Consider the following 14,414-nt stretch of genomic DNA (forward strand, 5'->3'; position numbering starts at 1 on the left):
AAACTCAAGGACTGGCGGCGTATCGCAACACGCTATGACCGGTGTGCCCACACCTTCTTCTCCGCCATCTGCATCGCAGCCACCGTCATCTTCTGGCTTTGATCAATGAGTCCTGAGCCTAGATAGTCGTGCACAACGAGCCAACGATAGAAGCCGCTGAGGCTGGCCATGTAACGGCGGATCGTATTGCGCGTGATCGCAGGCTTGGGCCGCTCAAGCCTGTTGTTGGCCGCGATGATCTCTTTGACGCTCAATCCCTCGAAAGCGGCTGTGTCTGCCGCCTTAACAGGCCACTGAGTAAGCAGGTCCTTCCATTCGCGCACCATGCGCCTGTCGATCTTGGACACGCGCACGCGCGGCCCTACGAAGTCAGAAAAATGCTGCACGTCGCGTCTGGTCTGCTTGAACGTCTCCGGCCGGATGCTGTTCGGGTTTTCGGCTTCGTATTTGGCGAACAGCGGCATGATCCGGTCGCCGCCCGCGTCTGGCCTGTCGGGCATTTCTGCCGGCTCGACCACGATCGGGTCTTTAGGCTTGCCGGTGTAGTCGCCGCGATCGCGCTCGGCATATCGCTCAAGCTGCTCGATGTCGGCGCGCATAAGCTTGTGGCAAAGCTCGCGATATAGTTCGCTGCCGTGTTCGATGGTGAAGCCATGCTTGGCGAGGAAGCGATCGGCGTCCGGTTCAATGAGGCGCGTGTCGCCAGACGCCAGATCAGACCGCAATCTGTTTAGCCGGGCTGCCCGGCGTCTTGCCGCCCACGTTGCCTTGTTGGCGAGGGTTTCGACTTCGGTCATGGCGTTGATCATGGCGATCGGACCGGCCTTGTGAGCGCCTGAGCGGATCGCGGCTACTCCGGCCTTCTCTATGGCGTCGTCGATCTGCGCTGTGGTCGGTCGGCTGGCGCGTTCCCGGTCGCCTTCGTCCGTTTTGGACGTGTAGTGTTCCCAGACGGCACCGGCGATGTCCGCGTCGTTTAGATCGCGGCGTCGACTCAACTCGTCGAAAGTCGCCATCCATTCGTCGATCACGGCCGCCTGCCGGCGCGTGGCCTCCTTGCGATCCTTCGTGCGCAGCGAAATCCATTTCTGCTTGCAGCCCATGGCCGCATGAAGGTCGGTCGGGACGTTGATAACTACGTAGTAGACGGGGCCGCGCCGGTGCAATTTCGCCATGATTTTCGCGCCGTTTTCGAGGGCATCTATTAGCACCATCTATTAGCAGTAGTCGTTTCGCAACCCCTTGAATCACAATCTTTTTCTGCCGTATCAACGACTTGCGTTGCCTTGAAACATTAGCAGCTGAAAGTCCAGGTTCCCCAGCCACATCTTTGAAGAGCTGATTTTATTGTACTTTTGCGCGAGGCGTCGAAGCCTGCCCGTGGCCGGCGCCGTGATTGTCGGACGTTGCCATAGCGCCATCTCGACCTTGATGCTGCGGGGTTTCGCGGGCGGATCGGCACCGGCCGTTTCCAGGACCACCCAGCCTGGTTTGTTCCTGGGTTGCTGGTGATTGCGAACCGCGTCGACAGGCACTTGCCGGAGACGGACCGTCCCTCGCGCCCCGTTACGGCGGCAAGGCGAACCGGAACACCGCACCGGAAATCGCGCCTCCCGCGAGCGCGCCCCACACGAGCGGATTGTGCGCGTTTTCATTCGCCGTCGAGCCGGCAAACAGCAGCGGCGCGATGCAGACCGCACCGATGGCAAGACCGAGCCCCGCCCAGCCCCAGACCGGCCACAAACGCAGTTTCTTGAACCCGAACCAGGCCACCGCCGCCAGCACCAGAAGACCCGGCAGCGCCAGAGGCAATCCCAAAACGACCGTCCAGACCACGCCGAGCACGATGGCACCAGCGCTTCCGCCCCCGGCGACGAGCCAGAACCCGATGGTGGGTAGGCCGGCGGCCGCGAGCCAGGCCGCGATCGCGGCAAAGATCCAGCGCCGCAAGGGTGGACGTCGTTCCAGCGCTTTCATGAATTTGACACTCCCTTTTCGGAAACCTCCTCGCCGATGCCGGTGCGCCCACGCATACATGACGACCGGATCGACTGGGACGCGTTCCCTCACCGTGCCTACATGCCGTAGTCAACCGAGAAGCCGGTCACACAAAGGTCCTCGTCGGTCTGCCCGGGATAAACCGACGTGATGCGCAGCTCGAAATAGCGCGGGTCGGCGACGCGCCAGGGAAGCGCGATGGTCTGTTCCGTGGCGTTGTCGCCGAGCACGATTTCGGCCCTGCGCTGCGGTTGCTCCAGCCCGTAGGAAAAGGCGACCAGTTCCATCGTGCGTATGCGCGCATGATTGCGGAAGGTTTGTTGCGACTTCGCGTAGCCGTTGCGTATCCAGAAGTTTTCCGGCGGGGCGGCGTCCTCCAGGCGCACGATGATGGATTCGCCGATCCCGTCTCCGTCGACGCACCAGGCCGTGGCATCGTCCCAATCGGTCAGGCTTCGTATGTCGTAGACTGTGCCGCCCCTCGGCTGCCGGGCGCTCGACACGCAGATGCTCTGCGTCTCGAAGGCCTGGGTAAGACGGGTGGTTGCGCACAATTGCCCGGCCTCAGCCCCGGCCGGGCCGAACGGCAAGGCGCCAAGCATCGACACCCCGCCGACAAGCCAAATCACCATGCGTTTCATGCGCGTGCTCCGGAACATTGGCATTGGTCGCCCAAACCATCTGCACGGCGCGGCGGGAGGGCAACTAGACCAGTTGCACTAATGACCCGCCGGCATTCGATGTTAAGAATCCGGAACGACGCTGCAGTGGAAAGACCATGCCTCCGGTTCATATCGTCATCGCGGATGACCACCCGCTTTTTCGGGAAGGCTTGCGCCGGCTCGTCCAAAGGACGTTGCCCCATGCCGAGATCTTCGAGACGTCGCGCTTCGACGCCGTCCTGGCACAGGCGCAAACCAGGGCACCCGACCTTTTCGTTCTCGACCTCAATTTTCCCGGCTTCGAGCCCCGGCGGTCGATCGCGGCGCTGCGCAGCGCGTTTCCAACCGCCTCCGTCCTCATCATCTCCATGTCGGACGACGACGACACGATCGAAACTGTCATGAAGGACGGGGCCGACGGTTTCGTCAGCAAGGCGATCAATCCCGCGGCAATCGCCGGCGCCGTGCGCGACATACTCGAGGGGCAGATCGTCATTCTGGGGCCGCACGACGCCGACGACGACATCCAGGAGAACGCTTCCCCGAGCGCCGCCGAATTGCCACCCCGGCAAAGGGAGGTGCTCCAGCTGATCGTACAGGGAAAATCGAACAAGGAGATCGCGCGGGAACTGGACATCTCCCCCTTCACGGTCCGCATCCACGTTTCGGCCCTGCTTCGCACGCTCGGCGTGCCGTCCCGCGCGGCGGCCGCCGCGCTCGGGCGCGACATGGGGTTTTGAGGCACGGCGCAGAGCCATTTCGGCAAGGGTGCGAAACGGCTTCCGCGTCCGCAATTCCGTGAAATAGATAGCGAGACCCTCTGTGCGATCCGGGTCTCACCGGATGCGCTCTAAGTGCGGGTGCTCAGGGCAAGCGAGACCAGCGATGCCCGCAACTGCGCGGGCGGGGCGGGTTTTGCGAGAAGCTGCACGTCGTCGAGCCCGGCAATACCCAACGCCTCGTGATCCAGCGTGCCACTGACGACGATGGCCGGGACGGTTTTGCCGGCCTGTTCGCGGATGGCCGTTATCGCCTGCGCGGCATTCTCGTTGCCATTCATGCCATGATTGAGCAGGATCAGGCCCGGCTTCGATCGGCCCAGGCGCGCGGCCGAGCCTTCCGGCGCAACCACGCAGCCCCAGTTCTGCAGCAGCACCTCGGTCGCCCTTCGCGTATCGCCATCGCGATCGACGAGATAGACTTCCAGTCCCGAAAGCAGATGCGCGGCCGTCCAGCGGCCCTTGACCGCTTCGCGACAGGCAGCGACCCGCTTCATGGCGCCGATTTCGACCAGCGTTCCATGTCCGGGCCTGGTTTCCAGCCGGCAATCATGGCCGAGAAGTTCGGCGAAACGGACGACCAGCGGCAATCCCAGGCCCAAGCCCTGCACGCGTTCGGCGTCGTCGTCCGATCGGTAGAATTCGTCGAATATGCGTGGCCTGTCGGCTTCACCGATCCCCGGCCCCTGGTCCGCCACCACGACGGCGACGCCGTTTTTCCTGTGCCGCACACCCATCAGCACCGTGCTGCCCGGCGCGTATTTCGCGGCGTTCGAGATCAGGTTTTGAAGCATGGTCGTGAGAAGCCGCGGGTCGGTCTCGACCCAGACACTGGTCGGCGAAACGACAATCGCCCCGCCCATGCGTTCGACAAGCGGCATGTTCTGCTTGGCGAGACGATTAAGGACGGCGTTGAGGTCGACGGCCTCCGTCGAAACCCTCATCCGCCCCAGATCCAGGATCGAAAAATCGAGCAGGGACTGGAACAGCTCGCTGAGCGAGGTCAACGACAGGTCGATCTTGCCGACGATGTCGCGGGCGTCCCGGTCGAGTTCGTTTTCGCGCAACAGGCTGATCAGCAGATTCATCGTGTGCACCGGCTGGCGCAGATCGTGGCTTGCGTGGGCGAGGAAACGCGTCCTGGCCTCCTGGGCCATGTCGGCGCGTTTTTTTTCGTATCGCAATTGATGAACCTGCCGGTCGAGCCTCTCGACAAGCGCATGGTTGGAGGCCACGAACCGGTGCATTCGCGTGGCGAGGATGGTGAGCACCGCGCCGTAGAGGACGATCATGGCCGCATTCGCCTGGCCCAGCCTCGTCGCATCCAAGGCCAGATGCGCGGCCGCCAGGCCGGGGACCGACGTCCAGATGCTGAGCAGGCACGATCGCATCACCGCGTGCTGCGACGACACGGCGCCGAGCGCCGTCCCACCCAGCGCCAGCGTGTAGAGAAGCAGGTTGTCGAACCCCGCTTCGGCGGCCACGAACGCCCCCCAGGCCCACAGCAGCCCGACGGTCGCGGTCAGCGCGGAATGAAACCAGGCGGCGATCGCGAGCGCGCGCGGCGGGACGTCCGGCAGGCGCTGGCCATACTGGCACAGTCCTGCAAGCACGAGCGAAAGAGCAATCATGCCGGTCAGCCACGCCTGGGCCGCCAGTGACAGGTTCTGCTGCGCCACAAACGCAAGCAGGACGACAAAGACATGGATCAGCCAGCTTCTGGCGCCGATCGAAAACAGGTAACGGGTCTTCCACGGCTCGGGAGACAGAAGCCCCGCAACCGTTATGCCTGGCGCGCGCGCCGCGCCGCCGACACTTTCCTTCGCACCGTCCAAGATGCCCCGTCGCCCTGTGTCCGAACCTGTGGCCCGCAACGTTTGCGACCATGCATCGTCACGGGCCGGGTTCCGCTCACCCTAGAGACGGTTTGTGGCAGGAATCAACCCGCGGCAGCGGCCCGGCGATCGACCGCGCCAGTCAAGGCACGACCAACGGCCAAACGACGCGCGCCGGGGCACCCCCTCATCGGGCCGCGCAGACGCGTCGATGCCGGCGACGGCAGGCGCAAGTTCAATTAGTGCAGTCGACCTAATTGTGTGCCGCTGCCGATTTCGTTTCTTTCGCACCGTCGAAAACACAAGGACGGAGTTCTGCCATGACACTCAACCTGGACAACACAAAACGCCTCGCAGCCGCCGCCGCGCTGGCCTCGTTCACGCTTGCCTTCACAGGCTCGGCGCATGCGGGCAGCTACAAGCTGAGCTGTGTCGATTCGGTCACCGGGCAGTCCGTCTCGGTCACCGTCGAGGCATCCTCGCGCGCCGCCGCGATCGACAAGGTCCGCAACGACCCGGCCTATTCGAATTACGACAAGTGCCAGTAAGACGGCGTGACCGCGCAGCCGGGCCTACACGGCATTCGGCGATGCGTGCGGGCTGACGGGCCGGCCCCGTCAGTCCCCGCCTTGTTCGCCCTGCCTGGCGGCGTGCCGGTGCCGGCCCGCCAAAGCCCGCCAGCGGGCTCTTGCCCAAACGCCGTCAAATAAAACGCGTCGGCTCCATCGCGCTGCGGCATGTCGAGTAGCGAGGGATAGTCGATTTCCTGCACGGTCGGGGTTATGGCATCGCCAAATCCAATGTCGATCTGGATGGGCAAGCGCGCGCCGGCGATCTCGGCGGTCATGGTGACCCGGACGCCGCTGTACTCGTCTTCAGCCCGAGCCGGCTCAGCCCGCAGGGTCTCCGGCTTGAAGACCACGCCGTCATCCTCGACATCGATCCGGCAGATCTCCCGAAAGGCGGTCGCGATCCGCTCCGGTGCCGCGTCGCCGTATCCGAGAAGATCGAGGTCGCCGGTTGCCCGATAGGGCGTGGGCGTCCAGAGGCTGAACAGCATCGCGCCCTTGAGGACGAATTGATCTCTGTGGGGCGACAGGCTCAGCCGGTAGAGAAGCCGCTCGATGGCGAAACGGGTGAGCGCAAGCTGGACGTTTTCCTTGGCGGCGCTTGCGCGCCGTGTGAGCCGTGCCCGGACCGAGGCGCCGACATTCTTGAGGGGCGGTTTCGTGGTCATACCGTGGCCTCGATATAGGGGCGCATCACGTTCTGCACGCGGTCGATAGCGGCGAAATGCCAGAGGTCATCGACCGTGGCGCGGCGGCTTCGGAGACAGTCTCTGAGTGCCTCGATGGCGACATCGAGACCGACCTGGCTGCGGTATTTGAAACAGTCGGCGACCGTCTTGGCCGGGTTCGTGATGGGCACCTCCACCTGCTCGATCATGTGCCGGTCGATGCCGGCCGTCAGGGCGTCGCCGGTGGCGCGGCTGATGCGCAGGGACACCGGCGGATTTTTCGGCGCCCATTTCTTGTGACCGATCAGCATCCAGACCTGATGCGGCAGTTGGGTCGTGAGTTCGTGGAACCTCAGCGCGGAGAGCAGGCAGATGACGCCGTGGGGCACCGCCCGAGCGGCTTCGGCGAGGCTGTGGGACTCGGACCATTCCGCATCGACAAGCTGGTAGAGACCACGGCCCGTGCGCACCAGAAGCCCCTGATCCTGCAGCCGGCGCAGATAGGCGCGCGGAACGCCCGCCGCATCGAAATCGCGCGCACGCGCAATGCCGCGCTCCCTGGCGATGGTGAGCGCGCGATCCTTCAGCGTTTCCTGGGCCGCCCCAGCCATGTTTCGTATACTCGGCAATAATGTGTAAATGCCGAGATTTTGTATCATAGACAGCTGTGCCCTGCAACCGGAAGCGGGCAGGCTCGGGTCGCCCCCGGCATTGGCTACCATGCGGGCTTGTCCGCGCGGGCGGCCGAAAACCTGAGCACCGTGCTCGCCAGCAACAATGCGATATCAACGGCACTGGCATATGTGCCGGCGCTGACCTATCGCACCGATGGCGAGGGCAGCCGAACGGAATTGTTCTCGCCCCCCTGGGCAAGTTTGTGCGCGGTGGCGTCAAGGACGTCAGCCGTCGCAAGTCCGCTCGAACCACGATCCGTGACGAGCGATTGCGCCCAGCCAGCGATCTGGTGAACCGGAACTTCTATGCCCACGAACCCAACGTGCTCTGGGTCGCCGACATCACATATGTGCCAACCTGGGCAGGCTTCCTGTATCTGGCGGTTGTCCTTGATGCCTTCAGCCGCAGGATTGTCGGATGGGCGATGGGGCACAACCTCAAGGCCCAGTTGGTCATCGACGCGATGAACATGGCTGTCGGGCAGCGCAGGCCGCGCAACGTCATCCACCATTCCGATCAGGGATCGCAATATACGTCGGTGACGTTCGGCCTGCGATGCAAGGAAGCCGGCGTGCGTCCGTCCATGGGCTCGGTCGGCGATGCCTATGACAACGCCATGCGCGAGAGCTTCTTTGCAACGCTGGAACGCGAACTGCTAGACCGGCGCAAGTTCCAGACCAAGACGGAGGCGCGCATGGTGATCTTCGAGTTCATCGAAGGATGGTACAATCCCGCCCGGCATCATTCGGCGCTCAGATACCAGTCACCCATCGTCTACGAAAGGAGACAGGCTGAAAGACCAGAATCTGCTGGCGTGTAACCGTCCACGAAACCGGGGGAACTCCAACTCCAGAACAGCGTCCACCGACCCATGTCTTACGTCAGGAGGTCGGCTCAGCGAGAGCCACGAAATCGATCAACTCGGTCGACACGATATCGTCGGGCTTGCCGCTGCACCAATGAATTAATGCCGTCATGTCGGTGGAAATGCCGCCATGCAGCGCGCCGGGCGCGTTGAACATGAAAGAGCCCTCTGGCGCGACGATTCTGCCCTGGGTATCGTAGTAGGCACCCTTGAGCAGATATACTTCCTCACCCAGCTCCGGCGCTCGGCCGACGATTTTCCAGGCCTTGCCTTCCGGGGCAACGAAGCGTGCGATGATCGTGAGGCCATGGTCGTCACGCCGCAGAACGCGGCGGAAGCGGCCATATTCCTTCCCGTCCGTCCAGGTGATATTGTAATCGGCAGGCTCCCACGGGCTATCTTCCGGCCCGATGCTGAACGATTTCTGTCTCATAGTGTAATCCACTTCTTCAAGGCAGGGCGCGGACGATCCGCAGGTTCCAATCTGATTTTCAGGTGTTCAAAGCTGTGTCTGCGGTATCCTCACGCGCAATCCCTCCATTGAAGGATCGACGACGAGCTGACACGCAAGCCGGCTGTCATCACGACGGGGCGCGGCAACGTGATCCAGCATCTGCCGTTCCATTTCCCCGATGCGCGGCACGTCAGGGACAGAAGTCGCGTCAACGTAAACATGGCACGTCGCGCAGCAGCAAGCGCCGCCACACTCCCCCAAAATACCATCAATATTGTTGTTTACCGCGGCACGCATCAATGTTTCTCCAACCAAAACATCTATGGATTGGGAGATATTTTCAGTGTCTATGAAAGTAATATTCGGCATAATATGCAATCTCATCTTGATACGAAGAGCATTTATAAAATTAATCGATATTGTAGCAGCGTCAAACGCGAAGTTTCACTCACATCATAAGACGGCCTTATGAACGTAAGTCTGCGACAACTCCGTGCGTTTCTGGCTACCGTGGAGAGCGGCAGCTTCACGCGTGCCGCGCACCGTCTGCATCTGAGCCAGTCCGCCGTCAGCATGATCATACGTCAGCTGGAAATCGAACTCGGCCTCGATCTGTTCAGCCGTGAGAAAAAACGCCTGATCCTAACGGATATGGGACATCAGCTTGAACCGATCGCCCGGCGCATGATGGACGAGCTGGATCTGATTGCCTCGCGCGCGTCCGAAATCCGGCAGTTGCAAAGCGGGTCGCTGCGCATGGCCGTGCCGGAGATCATGGCCTGCACGCTGATGCCGCCAATACTGACAGCCTTCAACAACACGCATCCGTCGATCTCGATCAAGCTGCACGACACCACGTTGAACAACATCCCGCTGGAAGTGGCGCGCGGTGCCGTTGAACTGGGGATCGGCCCCGAACGGTCGAGCGACCCGGGCGTCGAACGCATATTTTTGTGTAGCGTGCCGATCTGTCTTGTCTGCGCCAAGTCGCACCATGCAGCCCAACGCGACTCAGTCCGATGGAGTGAGCTGCGCAACGAAAAATGGATCTATTACCCAAGCACTTTCGGCAAGCAGATCCAGGCCGCGCTCGGCCAGCTGGATAGATCACGCCTGCCCGAGGATGCGACCGTCGTCGAACGCCTGACCACCGCGCTGGCGCTGGCCGGACAGGGCGGCGGGGTCACCATAGCGCCAAGATACGCGGACGCGCTCCAGAAGGATTTTCAGGTGCGGATTATCCCTCTGGTCGAGCCGCAAATCAGCAGCGCGTTGTATGTCTACAAACGCCACGGTCGCGCGCTCTCCCCACCCGCATTCAAGATCCTCGAACTGTTTTCGAAAGAAAGCCGCCTTACGGGTGACATCGCCTCCGGGGTTTCAGACTGACCGAAACCGCGGATGCGTATTCGTGTCACACGACTGGCCGCCACTGGGCTCATCCGCCATGCGATCTATCTCCTGGAGGCATGGGCCTGCCCGGCCAGGAAGGCAGACCGTTCAGTTGCCGGCGAACCGCTTGCGAAGCCCCGGTAGGAAGGCGGCGGACAGGAAGGCGGCGCTGACCAACAGGAATGCCAGGCTTATCGGACGGTCGATGAAGGTCGTGATGTCGCCCCGACCGAGCAGCAGGGCACGGCGAAAATGCTCCTCCATCAGCGGGCCCAGGATGAACCCGAGCAGAACCGGCATTGCCGGATAATCGAAGATGCGCATCAGGTAGCCGAGAACGCCGAAGCCGAGCACGACGAAGATGTCGAAGACGTTGTTGTCGGAGGAATAGACGCCGACACATATGAAGACCAGGATCGCCGGATAAAGCAGGTGGTAGGGAATCGACAGAAGCCGTACCCACAGACCGATCAGCGGTATGTTTAAAACCAGGAGCATCAGGTTTCCGATCCAGAAACTGATGATCAGGCCCCAGAACATCTCGGGCTGGTCGTTGATCAGGTTCGGCCCCGGCGTGATGCCATGCAGGATCATCGCGCCGAGCAACACGGCGACGACGGCGTCGCCGGGTATGCCGAGGCTGAGCGTCGGGATGAACGCCGCCTGGACCGAAGCGTTGTTTGCCGCTTCCGGTGCCGAGATGCCTTCGAGCGCACCCTTGCCGAATTCTTCCGGTGTCTTGGAAAGCCGCTTCTCGGCAGCATAGGCCATGAGCGACGCAATGCCGGGTCCGGTGCCCGGCAGCGCGCCGACGAACGATCCGATCACCGTTCCCCGCAAGGTCGGCTTCCAGATGCGTTTCCACTCGTGGCGCTTGGGCCACATCGTACGAAACCCGATTCGGCCCAGCGCCATGGGTTTGCCCTGCACGCCACCGATATTCGCGATGATTTCGGCGACGCCGAACAGGCCCATCGCAAGCGCAACGAGACTGAAGCCGTCAGCCAGTTGCAGAATGCCGAAATTGAAGCGGAACATGCCGGTATTGACGTCGGTTCCGACAAGTCCCAAGGCGACCCCGAACACGACCATGGCAAGCCCCTTGAAGGGCGAACCGACGGTCATCGTCGAGGCGGCGATCAGCCCAAGCAGCATCACCGAGAAATATTCCGCCGACGAGAATTCCAGCGCCAGCTCCGCGATGACGGGAGCAAATCCCATCACCAGGACGATGGCAAAGGACGAGCCGACGAAGGAGTTTACCGCTGTCACGAACAGAGCCAGCGGCGCCTTGCCCTGCTTGGCGAGCGGATAGCCGTCCAGGCAGGTGATCGCCGCGGTCGCCGTTCCCGGCAGGTTCAGCAGTATCGAGGCGGTCGATCCGCCATACTGCGCACCGTAAAAGATGCCGGCGAGCATGATCAGGGCGGCGGTCGGGTCGAGATAATATGTCATCGGCAGGGCGAGCGAAATCGCCGCCAGCGGCCCGATACCGGGCAATACCCCGACGATCGTGCCCACCGTCACACCGACAAAGCAGAAAAACAGTCCCTCGACGCTCAGCGCTTTGGCAACGCCAAGCGCGATATGGGCGTAGAAATCACTCATCGGGGCCCGAAAACATTGACCGGGAGCCCAAGCCCCCAGATGAACAAAACAGAGCCGAACACCGCCATGAAGGTGGCGATGCCGCCGACGGCCCACCAGTTGCGGCGGATCTCGCCCAGTGACGCGATGAACACCAGCGCGAAGGTGGCCGCCACGTAGCCGGCCCGGTCCACGAGTGCCGCGAAGGCGAGCATGCCGATCGTGACCGACAGCACGGCGCGCCACGCGAACCTGTCCGGACCCGGAGTGCCTTCGTCGGCGGGCGCTTCGTGCGCCTGCCGAGAGGCGCTCCAGCTTTCCAGCGCAATCACGACGCCGAGCACGGCGATCAGACAGCCGATCACCAGTGGAAAGAACCCCGGTCCCGGTCGCAACATCTTGCCGAGCGGATAGGTCGACGCGATCGCGGCAAGCCCGGTCCCGAACGCAACCACAACCGCCGCGGCCGCGTAGTCCCTGAACGCCGTGCGAACCGTCATGCGCGCCTCTCGCGATCCGGACGGGCAGTCCTTGCGGACCGCCCGTTCAGAATCTCCGCCAGTCGTTTGGAGCGGCGTGTCACTTCGGCCCGATGCCGGCAGCCTCGACGACCCCTTTCCACTTCATCACCTCATTGGCGATGAATTCTTTCGATTCTGCCGGCGGCATGCTCTCGACGAGGAACCCCTTTTCCTTGAAGAAGGTCTGCAACTTGTCCGATTCGAGCGCTTTGGCGATTTCGGCATACAGCGTGTCGAGCACTTCCGGCGGCGTGCCGGCCGGAGCGAAGATGCCCTGCCAGGAGAAGGCCGCGTAGCCGTCGATACCGGCCTCCTCGATCGTCGGCACATCCGGCAGCATGTAATGGCGCTGCGTCGAGGTGACGCCAAGCGCCCGCAGACGGCCCGTCTTGATGTGTTCGGAGGTCACGAGGATGTCGCCGAACATGGCATCGAGCTGCCCGCCAAGCAGATCCTGCAGGGCCTGCGCACTGCCCTTGTAGGGCACGTGCAACAGCTTCGTGTCGGTCTTGAGGCCGAAAAGCTCGCCCGTCATGTGCATCGAAGTGCCGACACCGGGCGTGCCGTGCGTGAACGTCTCCGGGTTCTCCTTCGCATAGGCGATCACGTCCGCGACGCTGTTGAATTCGCTCTCCGCATTGACCACGAGCGCAAGCGGGGAGGCGATGATGATCGAAACCGGATCGAAATCGGTCACCGGATCGTAGGGTAGATCGTCTCGGAGCGCCGCGCTGATGGCGTTGGAGCCGGTCACGCCCATCAACAGCGTATGCCCGTCGGCCTCGGAGGTCGCGACATAATTCGCGCCGACCGTGCCACCCGCGCCGCCGCGGTTCTCCACGACGACCGGTTGGCCGAGAGGCCCGGAAATCGCCTCGCCGATCTGGCGGGCGAGGAGATCCGTCGAACCACCCGGCGGGAACGGGACAACCAGTGTAACCGGTTTTTCGGGATAGCCGTCGGCGGCAACCGCCGGCGAAGCAAGGCCGGCCGACAAGCCGGTCGCCGCGGCGATCGCGAGGGCCGCGCTAAGGAGTGACCTCCGCTCGATTTTCGTTTTCATGTTTCTTCCTTCCTCTGGTGTTTTCGATTTCTTGTTGCTGATGCTAATGAAAACGGGTCGGGCTGAAAGGCTCCAGATCGACCTCGGTGCCGCGGCCTGCAACGAGATGGGAGATCTCGCGCCCGGTCGTCGCGCCGCCGCACATGCCGACATGCCCGTGCCCGAATCCGAAGAACGCGTTTTCCGCAGCCGGCGCGCGGCCAATGACGGGCAGGCTGTCGGGCAGGCAGGGGCGGTGTCCCATCCAGTAGGAATTTTCCGATCCCTTCAGACCCGGAAAGAGTTCTTGCCCCTTGCGGAACAGTGCCTCGGCGCGGCGATAGCGCGGCTTCGCATCAAGCCCGGCGAACTCCACCGTGCCCGCGAGTCTGAGGCCGGAGTCCATCGGATTGACCATCATGTTGTGTTCGACCGCCATCACGTTGCGGTTCAGCCGGATGTTGGGGTCTTTCACCGTCACGTGATATCCGCGCTGGCTCTCCAGCGGCACGCGCGCGCCAAGCCTGCGCGCCAGCTTGCCCGACCAAGCTCCAGCGGCAACGACGACACCATCCACGTCCAGCGCGTCGCCGTTGTCGAGCAGGACCGAACCGACGACGCCGTCGCGCAGTTGAAAGCCGGTCGCGGCGGCACGCAGATGGGCTGCGCCGTCTTTAATGGACCGGCCGTAGATCGCTTTGACGAGAGCCTCGGGATCTGGCGTCGATCCATTGTCCGGCGCGAAATGCCCAAACCGGAAGATGCCCTTGAGCGCCGGTTCAAGCTCGCTGAGTTGCTCGCTGTCGACCTCCTGCATCTCGACGCCGAGACTGCGCCTGAGATCCATTCCCCATTTCCAGCGTTGGGCGGAATCGCGCGAGGAATAGACATACAGACAGCCGTTCCGCCGGACGAGCGACATCGCGCCGGCACGCTGCAGCAACGGTTCGTAGGCATCGAACACCGGGCGCAACAGGTCGCGGACGGCGCCGGCGATGCGCGTGACTTCCTTCTCGCTGGACGCGCGCATGAAACGAAGCAACCAGGGAAGCGCCCGCGGCAGATAGTGCGCGCGAATGACCAGCGGGCCGTCCGGATCGAGCAACCATTTGGGAACATTGCGCCACATTCCCGGCATGCCGACAGGCAGGCAGGCGCTCGGCGAGAGCGATCCGGCATTGCCGAACGAGCATGCCTCGCCGGCCTCGCGCGGATCGATGAAGGTGATCTTGTGGCCGTCTCTCTGCAACCAGGCAGCGGCGGACACCCCGACAATTCCCGTTCCCACAATTGCGAAATGCAAACCGCCACCCGCTCCCGGTACCCGATTCGAATACCCGATCACCCTCTTGCCGTTCATCGTATTT

Annotated in this window: 14 protein-coding genes and 3 pseudogenes; 5 read left to right on the forward strand and 12 right to left on the reverse strand. The window is 62.8% G+C overall.

The features are described 5' to 3' along the window. Window positions 1–102: pseudogene (locus C7T96_RS22860) on the forward strand (IS5/IS1182 family transposase); the annotation flags it as partial. Window positions 103–1,007: 905 nt separating this feature from the next. Here the strand turns inward: C7T96_RS22860 and C7T96_RS24555 are convergent. The 3 genes and pseudogenes from C7T96_RS24555 to C7T96_RS22870 all read right to left on the reverse strand — a co-directional run. Next, window positions 1,008–1,214: pseudogene (locus tag C7T96_RS24555) on the reverse strand (DUF6538 domain-containing protein); the annotation flags it as partial. Window positions 1,215–1,566: 352 nt separating this feature from the next. Continuing rightward, on the reverse strand, window positions 1,567–1,977 hold the full coding sequence (locus C7T96_RS22865) for a hypothetical protein (protein ID WP_106573572.1): 411 nt from the start codon (window positions 1,975–1,977) through the stop codon (window positions 1,567–1,569). A gap of 98 nt (window positions 1,978–2,075) precedes the next feature. After that, complete coding sequence (locus tag C7T96_RS22870) at window positions 2,076–2,639, reverse strand: hypothetical protein (protein WP_106573573.1); 564 nt, start codon at window positions 2,637–2,639, stop codon at window positions 2,076–2,078. Window positions 2,640–2,776: 137 nt separating this feature from the next. Here C7T96_RS22870 and C7T96_RS22875 point away from each other — a divergent pair, with 137 nt between their 5' ends. Next, the gene (locus tag C7T96_RS22875; protein WP_106573574.1) at window positions 2,777–3,400 is read left to right on the forward strand and encodes a response regulator transcription factor; all 624 of its coding nucleotides are present in this window, start codon (window positions 2,777–2,779) and stop codon (window positions 3,398–3,400) included. Between the two features lie 110 nt (window positions 3,401–3,510). On the opposite strand, the gene C7T96_RS22880 is transcribed toward C7T96_RS22875, so the two are convergent. Next, the gene (locus tag C7T96_RS22880; protein ID WP_106573575.1) at window positions 3,511–5,274 is read right to left on the reverse strand and encodes a hybrid sensor histidine kinase/response regulator; all 1,764 of its coding nucleotides are present in this window, start codon (window positions 5,272–5,274) and stop codon (window positions 3,511–3,513) included. Window positions 5,275–5,594: 320 nt separating this feature from the next. Between C7T96_RS22880 and C7T96_RS22885 the strand changes: the two genes are divergently transcribed. Beyond that, window positions 5,595–5,822, forward strand: a complete 228-nt coding sequence (locus tag C7T96_RS22885) for a hypothetical protein (protein ID WP_106573576.1) — start codon at window positions 5,595–5,597, stop codon at window positions 5,820–5,822. Here the strand turns inward: C7T96_RS22885 and C7T96_RS22890 are convergent. Both C7T96_RS22890 and C7T96_RS22895 read right to left on the reverse strand, forming a co-directional pair. After that, entirely contained in the window at window positions 5,804–6,511 is a 708-nt protein-coding gene (locus C7T96_RS22890; protein ID WP_106573577.1) for a nucleotidyl transferase AbiEii/AbiGii toxin family protein, read from the reverse strand. The genes C7T96_RS22885 and C7T96_RS22890 overlap by 19 nt on opposite strands. Further along, window positions 6,508–7,233, reverse strand: coding sequence for a type IV toxin-antitoxin system AbiEi family antitoxin domain-containing protein (locus tag C7T96_RS22895; protein WP_245414229.1), 726 nt, complete (start codon window positions 7,231–7,233; stop codon window positions 6,508–6,510). Before C7T96_RS22895 ends, C7T96_RS22890 begins: the two co-directional genes overlap by 4 nt. A gap of 167 nt (window positions 7,234–7,400) precedes the next feature. Here C7T96_RS22895 and C7T96_RS22900 point away from each other — a divergent pair. Continuing rightward, window positions 7,401–8,006 (forward strand): annotated as a pseudogene (locus C7T96_RS22900) (IS3 family transposase); the annotation flags it as partial. A gap of 61 nt (window positions 8,007–8,067) precedes the next feature. Here C7T96_RS22900 and C7T96_RS22905 read toward each other — a convergent pair. Beyond that, window positions 8,068–8,484 (reverse strand): hypothetical protein, encoded by a 417-nt coding sequence (locus C7T96_RS22905; RefSeq protein WP_106573579.1) that lies wholly within the window; start codon window positions 8,482–8,484, stop codon window positions 8,068–8,070. A 66-nt stretch (window positions 8,485–8,550) separates the two neighbouring features. Next, entirely contained in the window at window positions 8,551–8,874 is a 324-nt protein-coding gene (locus C7T96_RS22910) for a 2Fe-2S iron-sulfur cluster-binding protein (RefSeq protein WP_106573580.1), read from the reverse strand. Between the two features lie 99 nt (window positions 8,875–8,973). Between C7T96_RS22910 and C7T96_RS22915 the strand changes: the two genes are divergently transcribed. Then, window positions 8,974–9,894 carry a LysR family transcriptional regulator gene (locus tag C7T96_RS22915; RefSeq protein ID WP_106573581.1) on the forward strand — a complete coding sequence of 307 codons (921 nt, stop codon included), beginning with the start codon at window positions 8,974–8,976 and terminating at the stop codon, window positions 9,892–9,894. A gap of 111 nt (window positions 9,895–10,005) precedes the next feature. On the opposite strand, the gene C7T96_RS22920 is transcribed toward C7T96_RS22915, so the two are convergent. The 4 genes from C7T96_RS22920 to C7T96_RS22935 form a co-directional block, all read right to left on the reverse strand. After that, window positions 10,006–11,505 carry a tripartite tricarboxylate transporter permease gene (locus C7T96_RS22920; protein ID WP_106573582.1) on the reverse strand — a complete coding sequence of 500 codons (1,500 nt, stop codon included), beginning with the start codon at window positions 11,503–11,505 and terminating at the stop codon, window positions 10,006–10,008. Continuing rightward, window positions 11,502–11,984 carry a tripartite tricarboxylate transporter TctB family protein gene (locus C7T96_RS22925; protein ID WP_106573583.1) on the reverse strand — a complete coding sequence of 161 codons (483 nt, stop codon included), beginning with the start codon at window positions 11,982–11,984 and terminating at the stop codon, window positions 11,502–11,504. Before C7T96_RS22925 ends, C7T96_RS22920 begins: the two co-directional genes overlap by 4 nt. Window positions 11,985–12,063: 79 nt before the next feature. Continuing rightward, entirely contained in the window at window positions 12,064–13,170 is a 1,107-nt protein-coding gene (locus tag C7T96_RS22930; RefSeq protein WP_199190559.1) for a tripartite tricarboxylate transporter substrate binding protein, read from the reverse strand. Then, on the reverse strand, window positions 13,112–14,407 hold the full coding sequence (locus C7T96_RS22935) for an FAD-dependent oxidoreductase (protein ID WP_245414230.1): 1,296 nt from the start codon (window positions 14,405–14,407) through the stop codon (window positions 13,112–13,114). Before C7T96_RS22935 ends, C7T96_RS22930 begins: the two co-directional genes overlap by 59 nt. Window positions 14,408–14,414 lie beyond the last annotated feature (7 nt).

Origin of the sequence: Nitratireductor sp. StC3, from assembly GCF_003015025.1 — a bacterium.
Classification (GTDB): Bacteria; Pseudomonadota; Alphaproteobacteria; order Rhizobiales; family Rhizobiaceae; genus Mangrovimarina; species Mangrovimarina alexandrii.

What these genes read in the sequence shown, in the direction of transcription:
- C7T96_RS22915 (WP_106573581.1), top strand. Translation starts at nt 8,974, where the DNA reads ATGAACGTAAGTCTGCGACAACTCCGTGCGTTTCTGGCTACCGTGGAG.
- C7T96_RS22925 (WP_106573583.1), bottom strand. Translation starts at nt 11,984, where the DNA reads ATGACGGTTCGCACGGCGTTCAGGGACTACGCGGCCGCGGCGGTTGTG.
- C7T96_RS22910 (WP_106573580.1), bottom strand. Translation starts at nt 8,874, where the DNA reads ATGCCGAATATTACTTTCATAGACACTGAAAATATCTCCCAATCCATA.
- C7T96_RS22875 (WP_106573574.1), top strand. Translation starts at nt 2,777, where the DNA reads ATGCCTCCGGTTCATATCGTCATCGCGGATGACCACCCGCTTTTTCGG.
- C7T96_RS22865 (WP_106573572.1), bottom strand. Translation starts at nt 1,977, where the DNA reads ATGAAAGCGCTGGAACGACGTCCACCCTTGCGGCGCTGGATCTTTGCC.
- C7T96_RS22890 (WP_106573577.1), bottom strand. Translation starts at nt 6,511, where the DNA reads ATGACCACGAAACCGCCCCTCAAGAATGTCGGCGCCTCGGTCCGGGCA.
- C7T96_RS22895 (WP_245414229.1), bottom strand. Translation starts at nt 7,233, where the DNA reads ATGGTAGCCAATGCCGGGGGCGACCCGAGCCTGCCCGCTTCCGGTTGC.
- C7T96_RS22870 (WP_106573573.1), bottom strand. Translation starts at nt 2,639, where the DNA reads ATGAAACGCATGGTGATTTGGCTTGTCGGCGGGGTGTCGATGCTTGGC.
- C7T96_RS22920 (WP_106573582.1), bottom strand. Translation starts at nt 11,505, where the DNA reads ATGAGTGATTTCTACGCCCATATCGCGCTTGGCGTTGCCAAAGCGCTG.
- C7T96_RS22905 (WP_106573579.1), bottom strand. Translation starts at nt 8,484, where the DNA reads ATGAGACAGAAATCGTTCAGCATCGGGCCGGAAGATAGCCCGTGGGAG.
- C7T96_RS22885 (WP_106573576.1), top strand. Translation starts at nt 5,595, where the DNA reads ATGACACTCAACCTGGACAACACAAAACGCCTCGCAGCCGCCGCCGCG.
- C7T96_RS22935 (WP_245414230.1), bottom strand. Translation starts at nt 14,407, where the DNA reads ATGAACGGCAAGAGGGTGATCGGGTATTCGAATCGGGTACCGGGAGCG.